15 protein-coding genes and 1 pseudogene are annotated in these 14,221 nt (G+C 66.2%); 8 read left to right on the forward strand and 8 right to left on the reverse strand.

Annotated features, from left to right (window positions below; translation table 11 throughout):
- Positions 1-505 precede the first annotated feature (505 nt).
- Positions 506-880: a hypothetical protein gene (locus VZL07_RS07865; RefSeq protein WP_426754740.1), complete on the forward strand. Its 375-nt coding sequence runs from the start codon at positions 506-508 to the stop codon at positions 878-880.
- A gap of 346 nt (positions 881-1,226) precedes the next feature.
- On the opposite strand, the gene VZL07_RS07870 is transcribed toward VZL07_RS07865, so the two are convergent.
- Positions 1,227-1,658: a hypothetical protein gene (locus VZL07_RS07870; protein WP_426754741.1), complete on the reverse strand. Its 432-nt coding sequence runs from the start codon at positions 1,656-1,658 to the stop codon at positions 1,227-1,229.
- A 388-nt stretch (positions 1,659-2,046) separates the two neighbouring features.
- Positions 2,047-2,538, reverse strand: coding sequence for a M57 family metalloprotease (locus tag VZL07_RS07875; protein ID WP_426757256.1), 492 nt, complete (start codon positions 2,536-2,538; stop codon positions 2,047-2,049).
- 421 nt (positions 2,539-2,959) lie between these two features.
- Here VZL07_RS07875 and VZL07_RS07880 point away from each other — a divergent pair, with 421 nt between their 5' ends.
- A complete protein-coding gene (locus VZL07_RS07880) occupies positions 2,960-3,217 on the forward strand; it encodes a YjhX family toxin (protein ID WP_426754742.1) in 258 nt (85 codons plus the stop codon).
- Here the strand turns inward: VZL07_RS07880 and VZL07_RS07885 are convergent.
- From VZL07_RS07885 to VZL07_RS07895, 3 genes are all read right to left on the reverse strand, one after another.
- On the reverse strand, positions 3,203-3,604 hold the full coding sequence (locus VZL07_RS07885) for a transposase (RefSeq protein ID WP_426754743.1): 402 nt from the start codon (positions 3,602-3,604) through the stop codon (positions 3,203-3,205). The genes VZL07_RS07880 and VZL07_RS07885 overlap by 15 nt on opposite strands.
- A 367-nt stretch (positions 3,605-3,971) precedes the next feature.
- A complete protein-coding gene (locus VZL07_RS07890) occupies positions 3,972-4,415 on the reverse strand; it encodes a hypothetical protein (protein WP_426754744.1) in 444 nt (147 codons plus the stop codon).
- Between the two features lie 713 nt (positions 4,416-5,128).
- A complete protein-coding gene (locus VZL07_RS07895; protein ID WP_426754745.1) occupies positions 5,129-5,464 on the reverse strand; it encodes a winged helix-turn-helix transcriptional regulator in 336 nt (111 codons plus the stop codon).
- Positions 5,465-5,556: 92 nt separating this feature from the next.
- Between VZL07_RS07895 and VZL07_RS07900 the strand changes: the two genes are divergently transcribed.
- From VZL07_RS07900 to VZL07_RS07915, 4 genes and pseudogenes are all read left to right on the forward strand, one after another.
- Positions 5,557-5,901, forward strand: coding sequence for a nuclear transport factor 2 family protein (locus VZL07_RS07900; protein WP_426754746.1), 345 nt, complete (start codon positions 5,557-5,559; stop codon positions 5,899-5,901).
- A complete protein-coding gene (locus VZL07_RS07905; RefSeq protein WP_426754747.1) occupies positions 5,898-6,677 on the forward strand; it encodes an SDR family oxidoreductase in 780 nt (259 codons plus the stop codon). Before VZL07_RS07900 ends, VZL07_RS07905 begins: the two co-directional genes overlap by 4 nt.
- A 303-nt stretch (positions 6,678-6,980) precedes the next feature.
- Positions 6,981-8,153, forward strand: coding sequence for a hypothetical protein (locus VZL07_RS07910; protein WP_426754748.1), 1,173 nt, complete (start codon positions 6,981-6,983; stop codon positions 8,151-8,153).
- A gap of 695 nt (positions 8,154-8,848) precedes the next feature.
- Positions 8,849-9,019 (forward strand): annotated as a pseudogene (locus tag VZL07_RS07915) (integrase core domain-containing protein); the annotation flags it as partial.
- A 1,039-nt stretch (positions 9,020-10,058) separates the two neighbouring features.
- Here the strand turns inward: VZL07_RS07915 and hflC are convergent.
- The 3 genes from hflC to VZL07_RS07930 all read right to left on the reverse strand — a co-directional run bounded on the left by hflC (position 10,059) and on the right by VZL07_RS07930 (position 12,974).
- On the reverse strand, positions 10,059-10,997 hold the full coding sequence (hflC, locus tag VZL07_RS07920) for a protease modulator HflC (RefSeq protein WP_426754749.1): 939 nt from the start codon (positions 10,995-10,997) through the stop codon (positions 10,059-10,061).
- The gene (hflK, locus tag VZL07_RS07925; protein ID WP_426754750.1) at positions 10,994-12,043 is read right to left on the reverse strand and encodes an FtsH protease activity modulator HflK; all 1,050 of its coding nucleotides are present in this window, start codon (positions 12,041-12,043) and stop codon (positions 10,994-10,996) included. Before hflK ends, hflC begins: the two co-directional genes overlap by 4 nt.
- Positions 12,044-12,734: 691 nt before the next feature.
- Positions 12,735-12,974 carry a hypothetical protein gene (locus VZL07_RS07930; protein WP_426754751.1) on the reverse strand — a complete coding sequence of 80 codons (240 nt, stop codon included), beginning with the start codon at positions 12,972-12,974 and terminating at the stop codon, positions 12,735-12,737.
- Between the two features lie 354 nt (positions 12,975-13,328).
- Between VZL07_RS07930 and VZL07_RS07935 the strand changes: the two genes are divergently transcribed.
- Both VZL07_RS07935 and VZL07_RS07940 read left to right on the forward strand, forming a co-directional pair.
- A complete protein-coding gene (locus tag VZL07_RS07935; protein WP_426754752.1) occupies positions 13,329-13,919 on the forward strand; it encodes a DUF488 family protein in 591 nt (196 codons plus the stop codon).
- A 58-nt stretch (positions 13,920-13,977) separates the two neighbouring features.
- Entirely contained in the window at positions 13,978-14,151 is a 174-nt protein-coding gene (locus VZL07_RS07940; protein WP_426754753.1) for a hypothetical protein, read from the forward strand.
- The last annotated feature ends 70 nt before the right edge of the window (positions 14,152-14,221 follow it).

Raw genomic sequence — 14,221 nt, forward strand, 5'->3', positions numbered from 1 at the left:
GTAGGCAGACGCCTACAATCGTCAGCGCCGCCAGTCCACGCTGAGCTACGTGAGCCCAGCGGAGTATGAGCGGCTCGCCTCACCGGTAGCACCGGCAGCATAACCACGCTGTCCACGGAGCCGGCTCTCCCGCACTTTGTGTGGTGCGCGTCGCGGCCCCAAAGGACACGGGGACGACCGCTCCGCCGCTCTTCCCGAGGGAAGACCGATACGCTGTCTATCGACGATGGTCTTGAATCCAGATCTCCCTGCCCAAACAGCTCGATTGGCAGCTTGGCGCGTCTGCCTACGCTCCTGAGGGGAACCACACAAAGTGCGGGAGCGCCACGGAACTGGGCTACTCCCACTACACCTCTTCCCACCCTCGAACGCGAACAGGAGGTGAGGGGGAAATACCGTTTCGCGCGTTACTTCGCGTGGAAATGCAGAGACGGTTTCCGGAGCCCTACGCCCATCCTGGGCGCGGAGGCTTCAACCTCAACCAACAGCATCAGGGGACAACACCATGAAGCGAGCTTCCATCGTTGTTTCGGCGGTGATGATGTCGGTCGGGTTTGCCAGCACGGCACTGGCGGCCCCCATCTACGTGAATGGCTACATCTGCGAGGCGACGTACACCAAGCAACCCAACGTCCTCTTCGGCCAGGGTTACGTGGTCGTGCAGGTGAACGCCGGGGCGAACTGCACAGGGAGTTCCCTCGGCCAATACTACTACCTGGGCTCGGGCGCCTCGTCCGCCGGCCACCAGTACAGCGAGGCCGAGCGCCTGAGCCTGTTCGAGCGCGCCACCCAGGCCGCCACCCAGGGCACGAGGGTCGAGCTGCGCGTGGAGGGCACGGCGGGCGTCGGCATCATCGACACCGCGTACCGCGGCGACTGACGGCGGACGGGCTGTCGCGCTCCTCGACGAGTACCAGCGCCGGGGGGCGTGGGTGTGCCCAGGTGTTGCAGAGCACCGTGGTTGAGGGGGACCGACTTCGTTTCGGACCGGCAAAATGATGGGAAGTGGTCGCGGGAGGGCGCGTCAGCCTCCTGTGTCAGGAGAGCTGTCGCCTCGAAGTACGGGCCGAGCTGACGATGCCCTCCGCGCGCCTCGCTCACCCGCATTGACGCACTGCCGCAAGTGGCCTTGACGCACCTCATGGCACACCACCCACGCTCATCCGGGACGCTCCGCCAGTCCGGGGGCATGCCCAAATCCCGGTCCTTGGATGGAGGCACTGGCATTACGAGTCGATGAGGGTGAGGTCCGCAACGCGCAGCGTGTGTTTCTCCTTTGCCACCCGCATTCCGAAGCTGCGAAGTCGCCGGACGCCGTCCTCCTCGGGGCCGTAGGCCACATCGAGGAAGGCCTCGACTGGGATGTTGTTGGGGGCCCAGATGTCGCCGACGCGGTGCAGCCAGTCCTCGGGTGAGAGCCACATCGCTCCGGCACCTCCGATGACCACGCCGGTGACCTCGTCTCGGCAGTTCGCGAGCTTCGCCACGAGTTCGAGGAGAGGCCGCGCGCTCCCCTCTGGACCGAAGCCCCAGCGTTCAGGCGCGCTCGGGTCAGGGGCTCGCGCCAACTCGGGAACCCCATCGTAGAGCCCGACGAGTCCATCGCCCAGCGGAGAACCTGGCGGCCGAAAGCGCTCCAGGCGCGAAAGTGCGGCCATTTCTGCGCCCTCAAGCGGGGGCGGAGCCGGGGCTGGAGGAGGAGAGCCCGGCCCAGGCTGCGGCGGTGGAGTCGACATCGCTGGCCAGGGCTTCTTCCAGTCCTATCAGATTGTCGCCAGTTGCTCCGGCGACATCACCATCGTGGGGGCTACAACGGCGTCGTGGATTTCAGGCAGGGCCCGCTCGCCTCGCCTCTGGACACGGCCTTCATCGCCCGGTTTTCCGCCGATGGTACGCCCCGCTGGAGCCATCTCTTTCCTGACGTGAAAGGCAGTGAGGCACCCGGGCTGGCGGTGGATGACGACGGGACCTTGTATCTGGGTGGAACCATCACCACCGCCTTCAGCGGAGACGGCAGCTACGACGGCGACTTCTTTCTCATGCGGTTCACTCCCGGAGGCCCCCTCGTGTGGTCAGGGCCGTGATGTCGCTCGAAGTGAACTCGCCGGTCGTCCCCGCGGAGAAGCAGGAGTTCATGAGCGAGCCACCCGTTGTGGCCGTGGTTGGCATCCCAGGAATATGATTGGCGTCCATTCCTGCTGGGCCTTCGTTGCCCGAGGAGCCTCCGCAGGAGATGGCCCGGTTGCAATCGTCCGAGTGGCGGAGCCCGATTACCTGGCCAAGCTCGTGGGTTATTACATGCTCAATCGTGTCGTCGGGATGCGATGCGGGCCCGGCGTTGATCTGAATCTGCTGGAACGGATTGCCCCCCGATGGACCCCCACTTGTGGCGCCTCCGCTGGGAAGGACAGGGTTGGTCACAAAGTCGATGGATCTGAAGTCCGGGGGCGGACAGCAATGAGGGCATGTGATACATATGTCGGGGATTTTGAGCAGGCTTTGAAGGAGCTGGACGGTCTGGCGCTGCTCTACCTGCATTGGCAGCGCGTTCGCCAAGTGGCTGAAATTGATGCGCCCCAGTGTGCGCCTTGTTCGCACCACTGCGGTGCATTCCCCCCCAGGACAAAGCAGTGGGAGAGCGGAGCCTGCTCGAGGAGTTGTTTAAGGGTATTCGTCCTTGGCGTCGGGCGGTGCGGTGGTGTCGGGACGGTCCTCACCCGCAGGTCTTGCAACCTCCCGTGCGTCAACTGAAGTACTCGCCAGGGACGCGGGCCCTGTCACTTGACAACCCGCGGTTCCCTCGTTACCACAAGGCAAACCGCTGACGTTCGAGGTTGATGCGCAGGAGGCCTAGATCACCCTGAGGCCCCGCCCACACACTGGGCGGATATCGGCTGTTGAGACAGCCGAAGGGGGCGTCGTGTGCCCCTCTCCCGCATCAAATTGGTAGGATTCCTCCGTGAACGTCTCACGCAAGGAGCTGCGCGTCCTGAACGTGCTGGCTCAGGGCGGGCGTATTCTGAAGCACAAGGATGAGAACGGGAAGTTGACCCATGTGGCGTGTGTCACGCCGGAGGGCTGGCAGTTGTCGCTCTGCACGCTGGAGGTCTTCCAGCAGTTGAAGCGGCGAAAGCTCATCTCCTCGGTGAAGGGCGGCCCGTACCTCATCACCAGACTGGGGCTTCAAGCGCTCTGCGGAAGTTCAAAGACACGCTAGGGGCTGTCTCTGATTAGCGCAGCCAAAGAAGCATGGATGCAACGCGCAGGACGGCGAGGTAGCTGGTCGCCGTCTTTCCGCAGCGTCCTGATGCGCCCGGACGACCGATGCGTCAGCAAGGGCACCAAGCTCATCCACATCGAGCCGCAGCGCCTTGAAGATGGCTTCCCCGCGTCCTGTCTTCGTCGAGCGATGGAACCGATTGTAGACCGTCTTCCAGTGACCGAGCCGCTCGGGCAAGTTCCGCCACTGCCCCCCGGTCTTCACGCGCCACACCACTGCATTGATGAAGTCATGGTCCCCTCGCATTGAGCGCTGGCCGCTCCTGGAGCCCAGCAAGGGCTTGATGCGGCCCCACTCGACATCGCTCAGTTCATGTCGGCGCACAACCCGCGTTGCGCATGCCTGGTGCCAGGCAGCAACTTCGATTGAGCCCCTGCCCCAACGTGCCAGATAACCGGCACGCCGAGTCGAATCTCGAACACGAGCTCAGGGCCAGCCCTAGCCCTCCCATTGGAGGCATCGCTCCTGCTGCTCGGCGGTGAGCGACTTCACTGCACACGTCGCGAGCCGCCCCCCTTCCCTACCGCCGGGGTCGGGGTCGCTGGACAGTATCTCCAGCACTCGGCCTACATTCGGTGGCCCCCATCCAGCCGGCTTCACCACCTTCCCGTCGCCCTGGAGCTCCGTCTTGCCTCCCAGAGCCTCGCGCAAGTTTGCGCCGGCCACCTCGTTGAAGCAGTCCTGGTAGGTGTCACAGACGGCTGGCCTCGCAGAAGTCGCGGAGCGCCTGGGCGTCCGCCAGCGCGTTGTGCGGCACCCGGCTGGTGCTCGCCGTGTTGAAGCCTGGCAGGCGTTGGAACTTCATGTCGAAGTCTGGCACCGGCTGCATGCGCCCCGGGCCGGAGACGAGCAACTTCAGGAGGTGCTCGAAGTCCGTCGGCCAATCCGCGACGACGACCATATGCCCCACCACCCGCTCCCGCATGAACCTCGCCAGCTTCAGCGACGCAAGCTCGCGCGGCATGACCTCGCTGCCAAGGTGGGGGACGACGTGCTGCTCCACCCATGGGTCGGTCGGTCCCACCCATTCGACCGCGACATAGAACGACTCCTGAGCGGGGTCGGCCGGCACGAGAGCGAGGGACATCAACTCGCCGCCGAAACCATTGAATTCGGCGTCCAGGTAGTAGCGCATCACTTTCTCCTTGTGTTGGTGCTGCGATAACTGGCAGCGGTGACCAGCGCTCGGACGCTGGTGGCGCCCCGACGTTTCTCTGCGCGGACATCCTGGGCTGTGCGCAACACGTCGCCGTCTAATGCCGCGAGCACTCCCTCAGGCGGGGGCGGAGCCGGGGCTGGAGGAGAGCCCGGCCCAGGCTGCGACGGTGGAGTCGACGATGGAGCGCACGCCGCGACTGGATTGGGCGGGACTGCTGGGCCGGACGTTCGCGCTGGATGGCTTCGCCTGCTCTCGGTGTGGTGGCCGCAGCAGGGGCTGGCATACCTGACGGCCTCCGCTGGGGGACGCGCCATTCTGGAGCACCTGGCATTGCCCTCGCGGCCTGCGATGCTGGCCCCGGCACAGCGTCCACCCCAGAGCGCGTGGGGTTGAGCCCAAGCACCCACAGTCACCTGGAAGCCCACGCCCCTGCGGCCTGCCGCCGGGATGGGCCGCTTGGGCCGGCATGTGCCCCGAGGGGCCGCACAGCCGCTGCTCCGCCCCGGCGCACGGCCCGCATGTCACCTTCCAGCGGCCCTTCTTGGCCCCGCTTCACCAGCCCGCCGCCCTCAACAGGGCTCCTCTCCATCCTCTACTTTGCCTCATCGGGATTCCTCGGGAAGTCGTGCGGCACCGGCACGGGCGCCCCACCCCGAGCGGATTCAGGACGATTGCGACCGAGCCAGACGTCACGCCCTTTCCGGCCGTCGCTGGCGCTTCGGCGTTGGCCGCTTCTCCGCCCATGTCAGGAGCTCGTCGAGTGCCGGACAGAGCGACTGCCCCCACTCGGTCAGGTGGTACTCGACTTTGGGCGGCACCTGCGCGTGAACGATGCGCGCGACGATGCCGTCCTGCTCCAGCTGCCGAAGCTGCTGGATGAGCATCTTCTGCGAGATGGCTGGAATTGAGCGCTCCAGTTCGGAGAACCGCAGCTTCTTCTCACCGAACAGGTGGAAGAGGATGACCAGCTTCCACCGGCCTTCCAGCATCTGGATGGCATCCTCGATTCCGCTGGCCGCCGTCACTGGCGTATGGTGCTCATGCTTACCCAAAAGTATGTACCCCACTTTTTCGTGTGTTCTTGTGGAACAGCACCGTACTCATTACATGGTTGAGGATGCAAACGACGCCCAACCTGTCCCCTCGCCTGCCCGCCCCAGTCGCTGGATACTTCGCACACGAGACGACCAGCCCCGCGGCCGTGGCACGGTGTTTCACCGAAGATGCTCTCGTCGTGGATGAGCGCCACGAGCACCGCGGGCGCGCTGCCATCGAAGCGTGGAACGCTGCCGCGAACGGCAAGTACAAGCTCACGACGGAGTTGCTCGCGGCGGAGTCCGACGGACCTCGCGCCACGGTGCGTGCGAAAGTGGCGGGCAACTTCCCAGGCAGCCCCATCGAGCTCCGCTTCCGCTTCACCCTCGCAGGTGGGCTCATCTCTCGACTGGAGATTGCACCATGAGTTTCGACCTCGAACTGAAGAACCGGCGCGCGCTTGTCACAGGAGGCACGAAGGGGGTCGGCGCGGCGGTCGTCGCGGCCCTCGTCGAGGCCGGCGTCAAGGTTGTCGCAACCGCACGTACCGTGCCCAGCGACACGGCTGGTGTCCACTACATCGCAGCCGACGTCACGACCGTCGAAGGCTGCGCGCAGGTAGCGCGCGACGCGCTCGCGCACCTCGGCGGTATCGACATCCTGGTCAATGTGCTCGGCGGCTCGAGTGCTCCCGGAGGTGGCTTCGCGGCGCTCGGCGAGGACGAGTGGCAGAAGGAGCTCAATCTGAACCTGATGCCCGCGGTTCGGCTCGACCGAGCGCTCTTGCCGTCGATGCTGGCACAAAGGGCGGGCGTTATCGTGCACGTCACGTCCATCCAGCGCGAGCTGCCCCTGCCGGAATCAACGACGGCGTATGCCGCAGCGAAGGCAGCACTGTCGACCTACAGCAAGTCGCTGTCAAAAGAGGTGGCGCCCAAGGGCGTGCGGGTGGTCCGCGTCTCGCCGGGCTGGGTGGAAACCGAAGCCTCGGTGCATCTGGCCGAGCGCCTCGCCGCGCAGGCCGGGACCGATTATGAGGGTGGCAAGCAGATCATCATGGAGTCGCTAGGTGGAATCCCGCTCGGCCGCCCGGCCAAGCCCCGCGAGGTCGCCGACCTCATCGCGTTCGTCGTGTCCCCGAGGGCGGGCTCCATCACCGGCACGGAGTACGTCATCGATGGCGGCACAGTGCCAACGGTGTGAGCGATGGCGCCGGATGAGGGCAGCACCCAATCCCGCCCAGCCCCCATCCGCGCCATGCGAGAACAACGGCGGCGATGTTTGCAGCCACCCAATCAGCCCCCGAGTGAGGCTTCAGTGGGCATGAGCCCGGCGAAGCGGATGCGCGCCAGGCTGTCGTGGGCCCGCAGCCCTCGCCGCCAGAGCTCTCGAAAGACAGCGGCCGCCAGCCACTCGCTCGGGGCCGTGCAGTAGGCCGAGTGTGGATGGCATGCACAGCGCGGAAGAGCCCGCCCAGGGCACAGGGAGATATGCTATTCCGCGAATGTGTCGCTCTGGGACCTATTTCGGAAGAAAGCGCCAAGACCGCCGTCGCCTCCCCCACTCCCGGCAACTCCAGCGGAGGGGATCATCGAGGAGTTCGACATCGCCGATGCGGTGGGGACGATCCGTCTGACCACGGGTGAAACAGTCCGTTTTGGCAGATCCACTTGTAAGTTCGAGCCCGCGGTCGGTCTGGCCGTCCGCGTGCTCGCGGTTGAGGTCGGACCCCACACGCGTGTTCGTGCGACGCGTGTTGAACTGCGTGCCGACGCAGATGAACACGAGCGACTCCTGGACGAGCGAGAGCGTGCCGCTGGCCTCCCAGCAATAAGCTACGCGTCCAACGAAGAAGGCCCACTGCTCGCAAAGCTATGTGTGGCGACCCGGAACCCCATCCCAGACCGCGCTGCGCTGCGAGCGCTCTGGGAGAAGGCTGGGCTCAACGATATCGCGAAGCTCGACTTCGTCCCCGGTCCCGTCGCCGAAATCAAGCAGCGCTCGTTCCAGGTCCTCTTCGGAGCGGGCCCGTTCGACTCGGTTCTCGACCAACGCTTTCGGCCACAGGGTGCTCCGCTGGGCGATGGATTCGTCGGGTTCTACGATGGGGTGCCCGAGCTGGCGAGTGCCCCTGACCCGCGTGCTGCGAATAGCTGGGGCTTCGGCCCGGAGGGGAGCGCGCGGCCTCTCCTCGAGCTCGTGGCGAAGCTCGCGAGCTGCCGAGACGAGGTCACCGGCGTGGTCATCGGAGGAGCCGGAGCGATGTGGCTCTCACCCGAGGAATGGCTACGCCGCGTCGACGACCTCTGGAACCCCCACAACATCCCGGTCGAGGCATTCCTCGATGTGGCCTACGGCCCCGAGGAGGACGGCGCCCGGCGACTTCGCAGCTTCGGAATGCGAATGGCATTGGCGTTGCCGGACATCGAAGTGGACGACCCACTCGCCGCGGCGGACGACGTACGGCATCGGTTGTGCGAAAGCGTCGTCTGGGCCGCGTGCCGCGTCCTCGCCGGTGAAGACGCGCTCCGGAATGCTCCACCCGAAGTATCACTCCCCATTGGACGCACGGTGAGGGTCCGGGTCGAGGAAGGCCGCGTATCGTTCCGCGTCGTCGGCTACACAGGCCCGGAGAAACACATGCTGCGCGTCGCGGATCTCACCCTCATCGATTCGTAGTGCCAGCGCCTCCATCCACGCGACGAATGGCTCACGCATGCGTCGCGGGAAGGGCACTTGCGGCAGTGCGTCAATGCAAGTGAGCAAGGCTCGCGGAGGGCATCGTCAGCTCGGCGCGTGCTCCGAGGCGACAACGCTCCTGACACAGGGGGCTTCGGCTACTCGGCATCCAACGCCCCAGATGTTCCAGCCTTCCGACGTTTCGCGATGATGACCTGGATGGCGACCACCGTGAGGGCCCCAAGGCTGAGGCTGATGATGGCGGCTGGTGTCAGCCCGTCTGGCCAAGGGTTTCCTCCCGCCCTCCCAGGCGTGCCCTTTCCTGCAGCGATAAAAAAGCAGGCGGCCCCCCACGAAATCGCAATCGACAGATAAGGGTGCTTCACGACCTTCCGGACGAAAATTGTAAGGAGCCCTACGCTCGCGACTCCGACAATGTAGTTACAGAGCATCAAGAGTAACTTCATCCACTCCTCCAACGAGGAGTCTGAGCGTCCTTCGTCAGACAGGTCAACCCATCCGCCCAGCATGGAGGTGAGCACCTGTGCCCTGAGCTTCGTCCGTTTCCGTGGCCGCTGATGTGGAGGCAGCGGCCTTCCCATGCCGCAAGCTGGCCTGCTCCCGCTCCGGCTATTCCGCCTGGGCGAGGCGGCCCGGGTCACAGCGCCGCAGGCACGACCGCGAGCTGGCACGAAATCACCTGCTCGATGAGCCGCCAGAACCAATGCTGGGACAATGCCGTCGCCGAGAGCGCCTTCAGCGGCTTGAAGACGGAGGTCGTCCACACGCGCAGCTTCCGGACGCACGAAGAGGCACGACGGGTGCTTTCGACTACATCGAGGTGTTACCGGAAGCGTCGTCACTCCTGACGCGGCTACGTCAGTCCTGTGGAGCACGAGCGAACGGCTGAGGTGCGACGCCGCTTGTACCCTCCGGTCAGGGTTCCCGTGGGCGACGTGGTTTCCAGCAGGAGGCGGATGTCGTCTCCGGATTGCGCAATGCGCATTCCTGCTCCGCCGCATCATCCCCTCCTGAGCGCAGCATCCCTCAGCGCCGCGGGCCTCTCGTTGGTGGCCGCAGGAGGGTGCTGGCATACCTGACGGCCCCCGGTAGGGAGACGCGCCATTCTGGAGCACCTGGCATTGCCCTCGCGGCCTGCGATGCGGCTCCCGGCACAGGGTCCACCCCAGAGCGTGTGGTGTCGAGCCCAAGCGCCCACAGTCACCGCGAAGCCCTCTCCCCTGCGGCCTGCCGCCGGGATGGGCCGCTTGGGCCGGCATGTGCCCCGAGGGGCGGCACAGCCTCTGCTCCGGCTCGGCGTACGGCGCACAGCCCGCGTGTCACCCTCCAGCGGCCCTTCTTGCCCCCTTCGCCAGCGCGCCGCCCTCAACAGGGCTCCTATCCGTGGCATCGGCCCCGGCGAGTGGAGGTCTTGAGAGGGCCGTGAGGGCCCCGGTGGCGTGCTCCGCGAAAGCCAGGTTGAACGTCACGACGGTGAGCGACGATGGCACTACAGCGGAGGCAGAATCAGGCGCTCGATAATCGCCGCTGTACCTGGGACTGGCCTCGTCGGTGTCGTTCTCCACGAGCGGGCAGCCCGTCAGGAACGCGAGCAACAGCAGCGCCCACGGAGGTGCCATGAACCATTGACAAAGGGGGCCAGGCTCCCTCGCCGCGGAGCGCGCATCATTGCGTTTCCAAGGACCGGGGCATTGCGCACCTGGACGGCGAGGCGCACCGGAGAGCCCTTTCGCCGCGCCCCCAACAGGTGCACCGCTCGCTTAATCGGGGGCGGGGCAACCGAGGGAGTGCGCACCTCCATTGAAGGGCATTGAGGCCCGCTGGAGGCGCCCCGAAAGCGGGGCATCAGCGGCCAGGATGCCGTTGACGCCCCGCCCTTCCCGGCTACTGCTTGGAGCTGCGCAGGTACCGGTAGAACTCGGACTCGGCCCCCAGGAACAGCGACGTGGAGCCGTCCACGACGTCCGGGTAGGACTCCAGCGTCCGCATGAACTGGTAGAACTCCGGGTCCCTGCCGAACGCCTCCGCGTAGATCTTCGTCGCCTCGGCGTCCGCCGCGCCGGTGATGTCCTGGGCCTTGCGATAGGCCGCCGAGCGAATCTCCTTCAGGTCACGCTCACGCTGCCCCCGGACCTCCGCCGCGCGGCCCATGCCTTCCGAGCGGGAGCGCTCGGCGATGCGCTTGCGCTCGGAGATCATCCGCTCGAACACCTTCACCTGGACCTCGTCCACGTAGTTGATGCGGCGGATCTGCACGTCGACCAGCTCCACGCCGAACTCCTTGACGATCTCCGCGGCCCGGAGACGAATCTGGCGGGTGAGCTTGTCCCGGCCCTGGGAGACCTGCTCCAGCGACTCGGCCCGCTCCGTCTCGGCGGTGTACTCGTCGTCCTCGAAGGGCCGGTTGGTGGAGCGAACCGCTTCAATCAAGTTGAACGACGCGATGGTGTTGCGCGTCTCACCGTCGATGATGTCATCGAGCCGGGACTGCGCGTTGCGCTCGTCCCGCAGGCGCTGGAAGAAGCGCAGCGGGTCCACGATGCGCCAGCGCCCGAAGGTGTCCACCCAGATATATTTCTTGTCCTTGGTGGGGATCTGGTTCGGGTCGCCGCGCCAGTCCAGCCACCGCTTGTCGAAGCGGTTCACCGTGTCGACAAAGGGCATCTTGAAGTGAAGGCCCGGGTCCACGATGGACGAGCCCTTCGGCTCGCCGAACCGGGTGATGACGGCCTGCTCGTGCTCGCTCAGGGTATAGGTCGCGGAGAAGCCCACCACCACGACCAGGGCGGCCAACACGCCGAGAGGAATGACAAGGCGGCTCATCGGCGGCCCTCCGTCTGGCTCACGCCCCCGGACACCGCGGGGTCGGTCGCCTGCATGTTCAACAGTGGCGTGAGGCCCTTGACGGACTCGTCCAGGACGACCTTCTGTCCGGCGTTCCGAAGCACCTGGCTCACGGTCTCCAGGTACATGCGGCGGCGGGTGACGTCCGGCGCCTTGCGGTACTCCTCGTAGACGCGGGCGAAGCGGTCCGCCTCACCCTTGGCGCGGTTCACGCGTTCGATGGCGTAGCCCTCCGCGCTGCGCAGCGCCTCCTCGGCCTCGCCCTTCGCCCGGGGGATGACGCGGTTCAGCTCGGCATAGGCCTCGTTGATGACGCGCTCCTTCTCCTGGATGGCCTGGTTCACCTCGTTGAAGGACGGCTTCACCGGGTCGGGCGGGTTCACGTCCTGGAGGACCACCTGCTGGATGTCCACGCCCGTCTCGTAGCGGTCCGCCAGGTCCTGGAGCAGCAGCTTGGCCTGGGTCGCCACCGCCTGACGGCCCGTGGTGAGGACCTCGTTCACCGAGTGGTCTCCCACGACGGCCCGCATCGAGGCCTCGGAGATGTCCCGGAGCATGCCCTCCACGTTCTTCACCTTGAAGAGGTACTTGTACGGGTCCTTGATCTTGTACTGGACGATCCACTCCACCACCGCGACGTTGAGGTCACCGGTAAGCATGAGCGACTCGCGCTTCATGTCCGAGGACTCCGCCGCATAGGTAGAGCCCATGCGCGAGCGAGACGCCTCCGTGCGGAAGCCGAACTCCGCCTTGAGCTGACGCTGCACCGGAACCTTCACGATGCGGTCCACCCAGAAGGGCATCCGGAAATGCGGGCCCGGCTCCACTGTTCCCACGAAGCGCCCCAGCCGAAGGATGACGCCCACTTCGTCCGGCTCGACCTGGGCGTAGCTGGTCATCAGCCCCAACAGCAGGAACATCCCCAGCAAGGCGAACAGGATACGGCGCCCCAGCCCAGGCCCCAGCTGCCGCTGGAGCTCACGTAGGACCTCTGACGGATCCCGCCCATTGGGCTCGGACTTCATGACGCGAGGATTCCATGACATTCATCTGTCTTCCCCCGTCAAGGCGGTTCATGCAAGGAGGTCCACGAGAATTCCTGCCAGCCGGGCACCGAGCGCTCACGCGCTTGACAGGCTGCGCTACAACACGTGGATTGATGCGCCCCTTGCGCGCCCGGAACGCCCGGGCACGCAAGGGGCAGTCCGGCTTCGGTCCGTCCGGCCCGCGCCGGATTGAAGGCCCGCATGGCGCCCGTCACGAGCAGCAAGATGAGGCCGCCTGCGATGGCCCGCCATTCTGGAGCACCTGGCATTGCCCTCACGGTCTGCGAAGCGGGCCCCGGCACAGCGTCCACCCCAGAGCGCGTGGGGTTGAGCCCAAGCTCCCAGCGAACAGCCGCCCTGCGAAATCGAGTCGCAGTTTCCGGTCCAGGTGGGGAACCCCACCGGCTCGGCGCGGAGGGTCAGCGCAGGCGTCCGGACGGGGGCGCGGCACGACTCGGTAGAGGAGAGCAAGCCCTCCTCGGCCACGAGGCGGGTGGCGCCGAGGGGTAGCGCGCGGATCTCCACATAGGCGAAAGCGGTGCCCTTGAGGGCGGACGCGTCCACCTCGGGAGCGCCCTGCACGCAGAGCCGGGCCTCATGAGCCCGCGCGGGGGCCGGGGTGAAGCGCACGAGGACCTGGCGCTCTCGTCCTCGCGTCGAGGAATTGCTCTCAGGTGCTGTCGATGATGGAGAAGCCGGAGCCCTCCAGGACCATCGACACCGGCTGCACGGCCGCCGGCGAGGCATTGCGCATGGTGAAGAGGTGCTCCGCGGAGGACCAGCCGGCGTCCACCTCGCCAAAGTCGAGCGACTCCCGGTCGATGATGAGGACGGAGGTCGGCTCGGGCTCGTCCGAGCACGCCAGGAGAAGAGAGGGCATGTCGGCCAGCAACAGGCGGGACAGAAACATGTTGCGGAACATACGCGTCATCTGGGGTGAGCGAACGAGCGAGCGGCCTGGCGGAGCCACCTCAGGCCCCCACCTGTACGTCGTGGGCCGCATTTCCTGGTCGAGGTTCCGCTCCACACGATGCTCCGTACCGGCGGCCTCCGCTCAGGGGATGCCCCAATGGCGCGTCCATTCCATGGGCGAGCCCGGCGCCACGGTATGGTTTCCGAGCGAGCGGGCACACCCTGCGCCGCCGCCACGCTCATGGGCGTGCGCGTGTCTACCTTCGTGAGGACGCAGAGCATCGAGGCGCTGACGCGTGGAGCATCCGCCACGGGGGTGCATCGCCTCGACCTTGTGGCAGGGAGATTCGTGATGCGCACCCACCGCTGGAGCTCGGCGACGGTGTTCGCGGTGGGGCACTCGACGCGCTCCATCGAGGAGTTCGTCACGCTCTTGTGGACGCACGGCGTGGCGACCGTGGTCGACATCCGGACGATTCCGCGTTCGCGTGCGAACCCACAGTTCAACAGCGATGGGCTGGAGGAGATGCTCCCTCGGGTGGGCATCCGCTACGTGCACCTGGCGAAGCTCGGAGGACTTCGCAAGAGGAGCAAGTCGGCGGGTGGCGAGAACGCCGCGTGGCGCAACGCGAGCTTCCGCGCGTACGCCGACTACATGCAGAGCGAGGAGTTCGAGGAAGGACTCTCCGAGCTGCACGACCAGCTGGTGTTCGGTCCGCCGGCGTTGATGTGCGCGGAGGCGTTGCGCTGGCGGTGCCATCGCTCACTCGTCGCGGATGTGCTGGTCTCTCGCGGTGCGGAAGTGCTGCACCTCGAGTCGGCCACGCGTGCCACACCACACCCACTGACCGCCTTCGCACGAGTCAGGCGAGGACATGTGACCTATCCGGCCGACGAGAGCAGTCCCTTTCGCGAAGTCGAGGCACAGTCCACCCCATCCTGAGCCTCGCTGCGCCCCTGAGGCCCGGGGAGCACACGGCGATGAGCGCTGGCGAAAACTGGTGAAGGCGCTCAAGGAGCTGGCCGGGCACCCGAACCTCTCCACCACCTGGTGCTGCATGCACCTGAGCCCGGCGGCCGGGTCGGTGGCCATCCGGATGCTGGAGGGAGCGAAGCCAGAGGCGCAAAATTTGAGTCCACGGGTGAGTCCTCGGCAGTCCCACCTGTTTCCCTGAGTCCCCTCCAGTCTTGGAGACATTTTGGAGACGAAGCCAGGAGCTCACTGAGCCACTGGTGGAGCCTCCG

It is taken from the genome of Pseudomyxococcus flavus (assembly GCF_050038885.1).
GTDB classification, from domain to species: Bacteria; Myxococcota; Myxococcia; order Myxococcales; family Myxococcaceae; genus Myxococcus; species Myxococcus flavus.

Coding starts and splice junctions, on each gene's coding strand:
- VZL07_RS07865 (WP_426754740.1), top strand. CDS start 506: ATGAAGCGAGCTTCCATCGTTGTTTCGGCGGTGATGATGTCGGTCGGG.
- VZL07_RS07870 (WP_426754741.1), bottom strand. CDS start 1,658: ATGGCCGCACTTTCGCGCCTGGAGCGCTTTCGGCCGCCAGGTTCTCCG.
- VZL07_RS07875 (WP_426757256.1), bottom strand. CDS start 2,538: ATGCAGGTAGAGCAGCGCCAGACCGTCCAGCTCCTTCAAAGCCTGCTC.
- VZL07_RS07890 (WP_426754744.1), bottom strand. CDS start 4,415: ATGCGCTACTACCTGGACGCCGAATTCAATGGTTTCGGCGGCGAGTTG.
- VZL07_RS07900 (WP_426754746.1), top strand. CDS start 5,557: ATGCAAACGACGCCCAACCTGTCCCCTCGCCTGCCCGCCCCAGTCGCT.
- VZL07_RS07905 (WP_426754747.1), top strand. CDS start 5,898: ATGAGTTTCGACCTCGAACTGAAGAACCGGCGCGCGCTTGTCACAGGA.
- hflC (WP_426754749.1), bottom strand. CDS start 10,997: ATGAGCCGCCTTGTCATTCCTCTCGGCGTGTTGGCCGCCCTGGTCGTG.
- hflK (WP_426754750.1), bottom strand. CDS start 12,043: ATGAAGTCCGAGCCCAATGGGCGGGATCCGTCAGAGGTCCTACGTGAG.
- VZL07_RS07930 (WP_426754751.1), bottom strand. CDS start 12,974: ATGTTTCTGTCCCGCCTGTTGCTGGCCGACATGCCCTCTCTTCTCCTG.
- VZL07_RS07935 (WP_426754752.1), top strand. CDS start 13,329: ATGCGCACCCACCGCTGGAGCTCGGCGACGGTGTTCGCGGTGGGGCAC.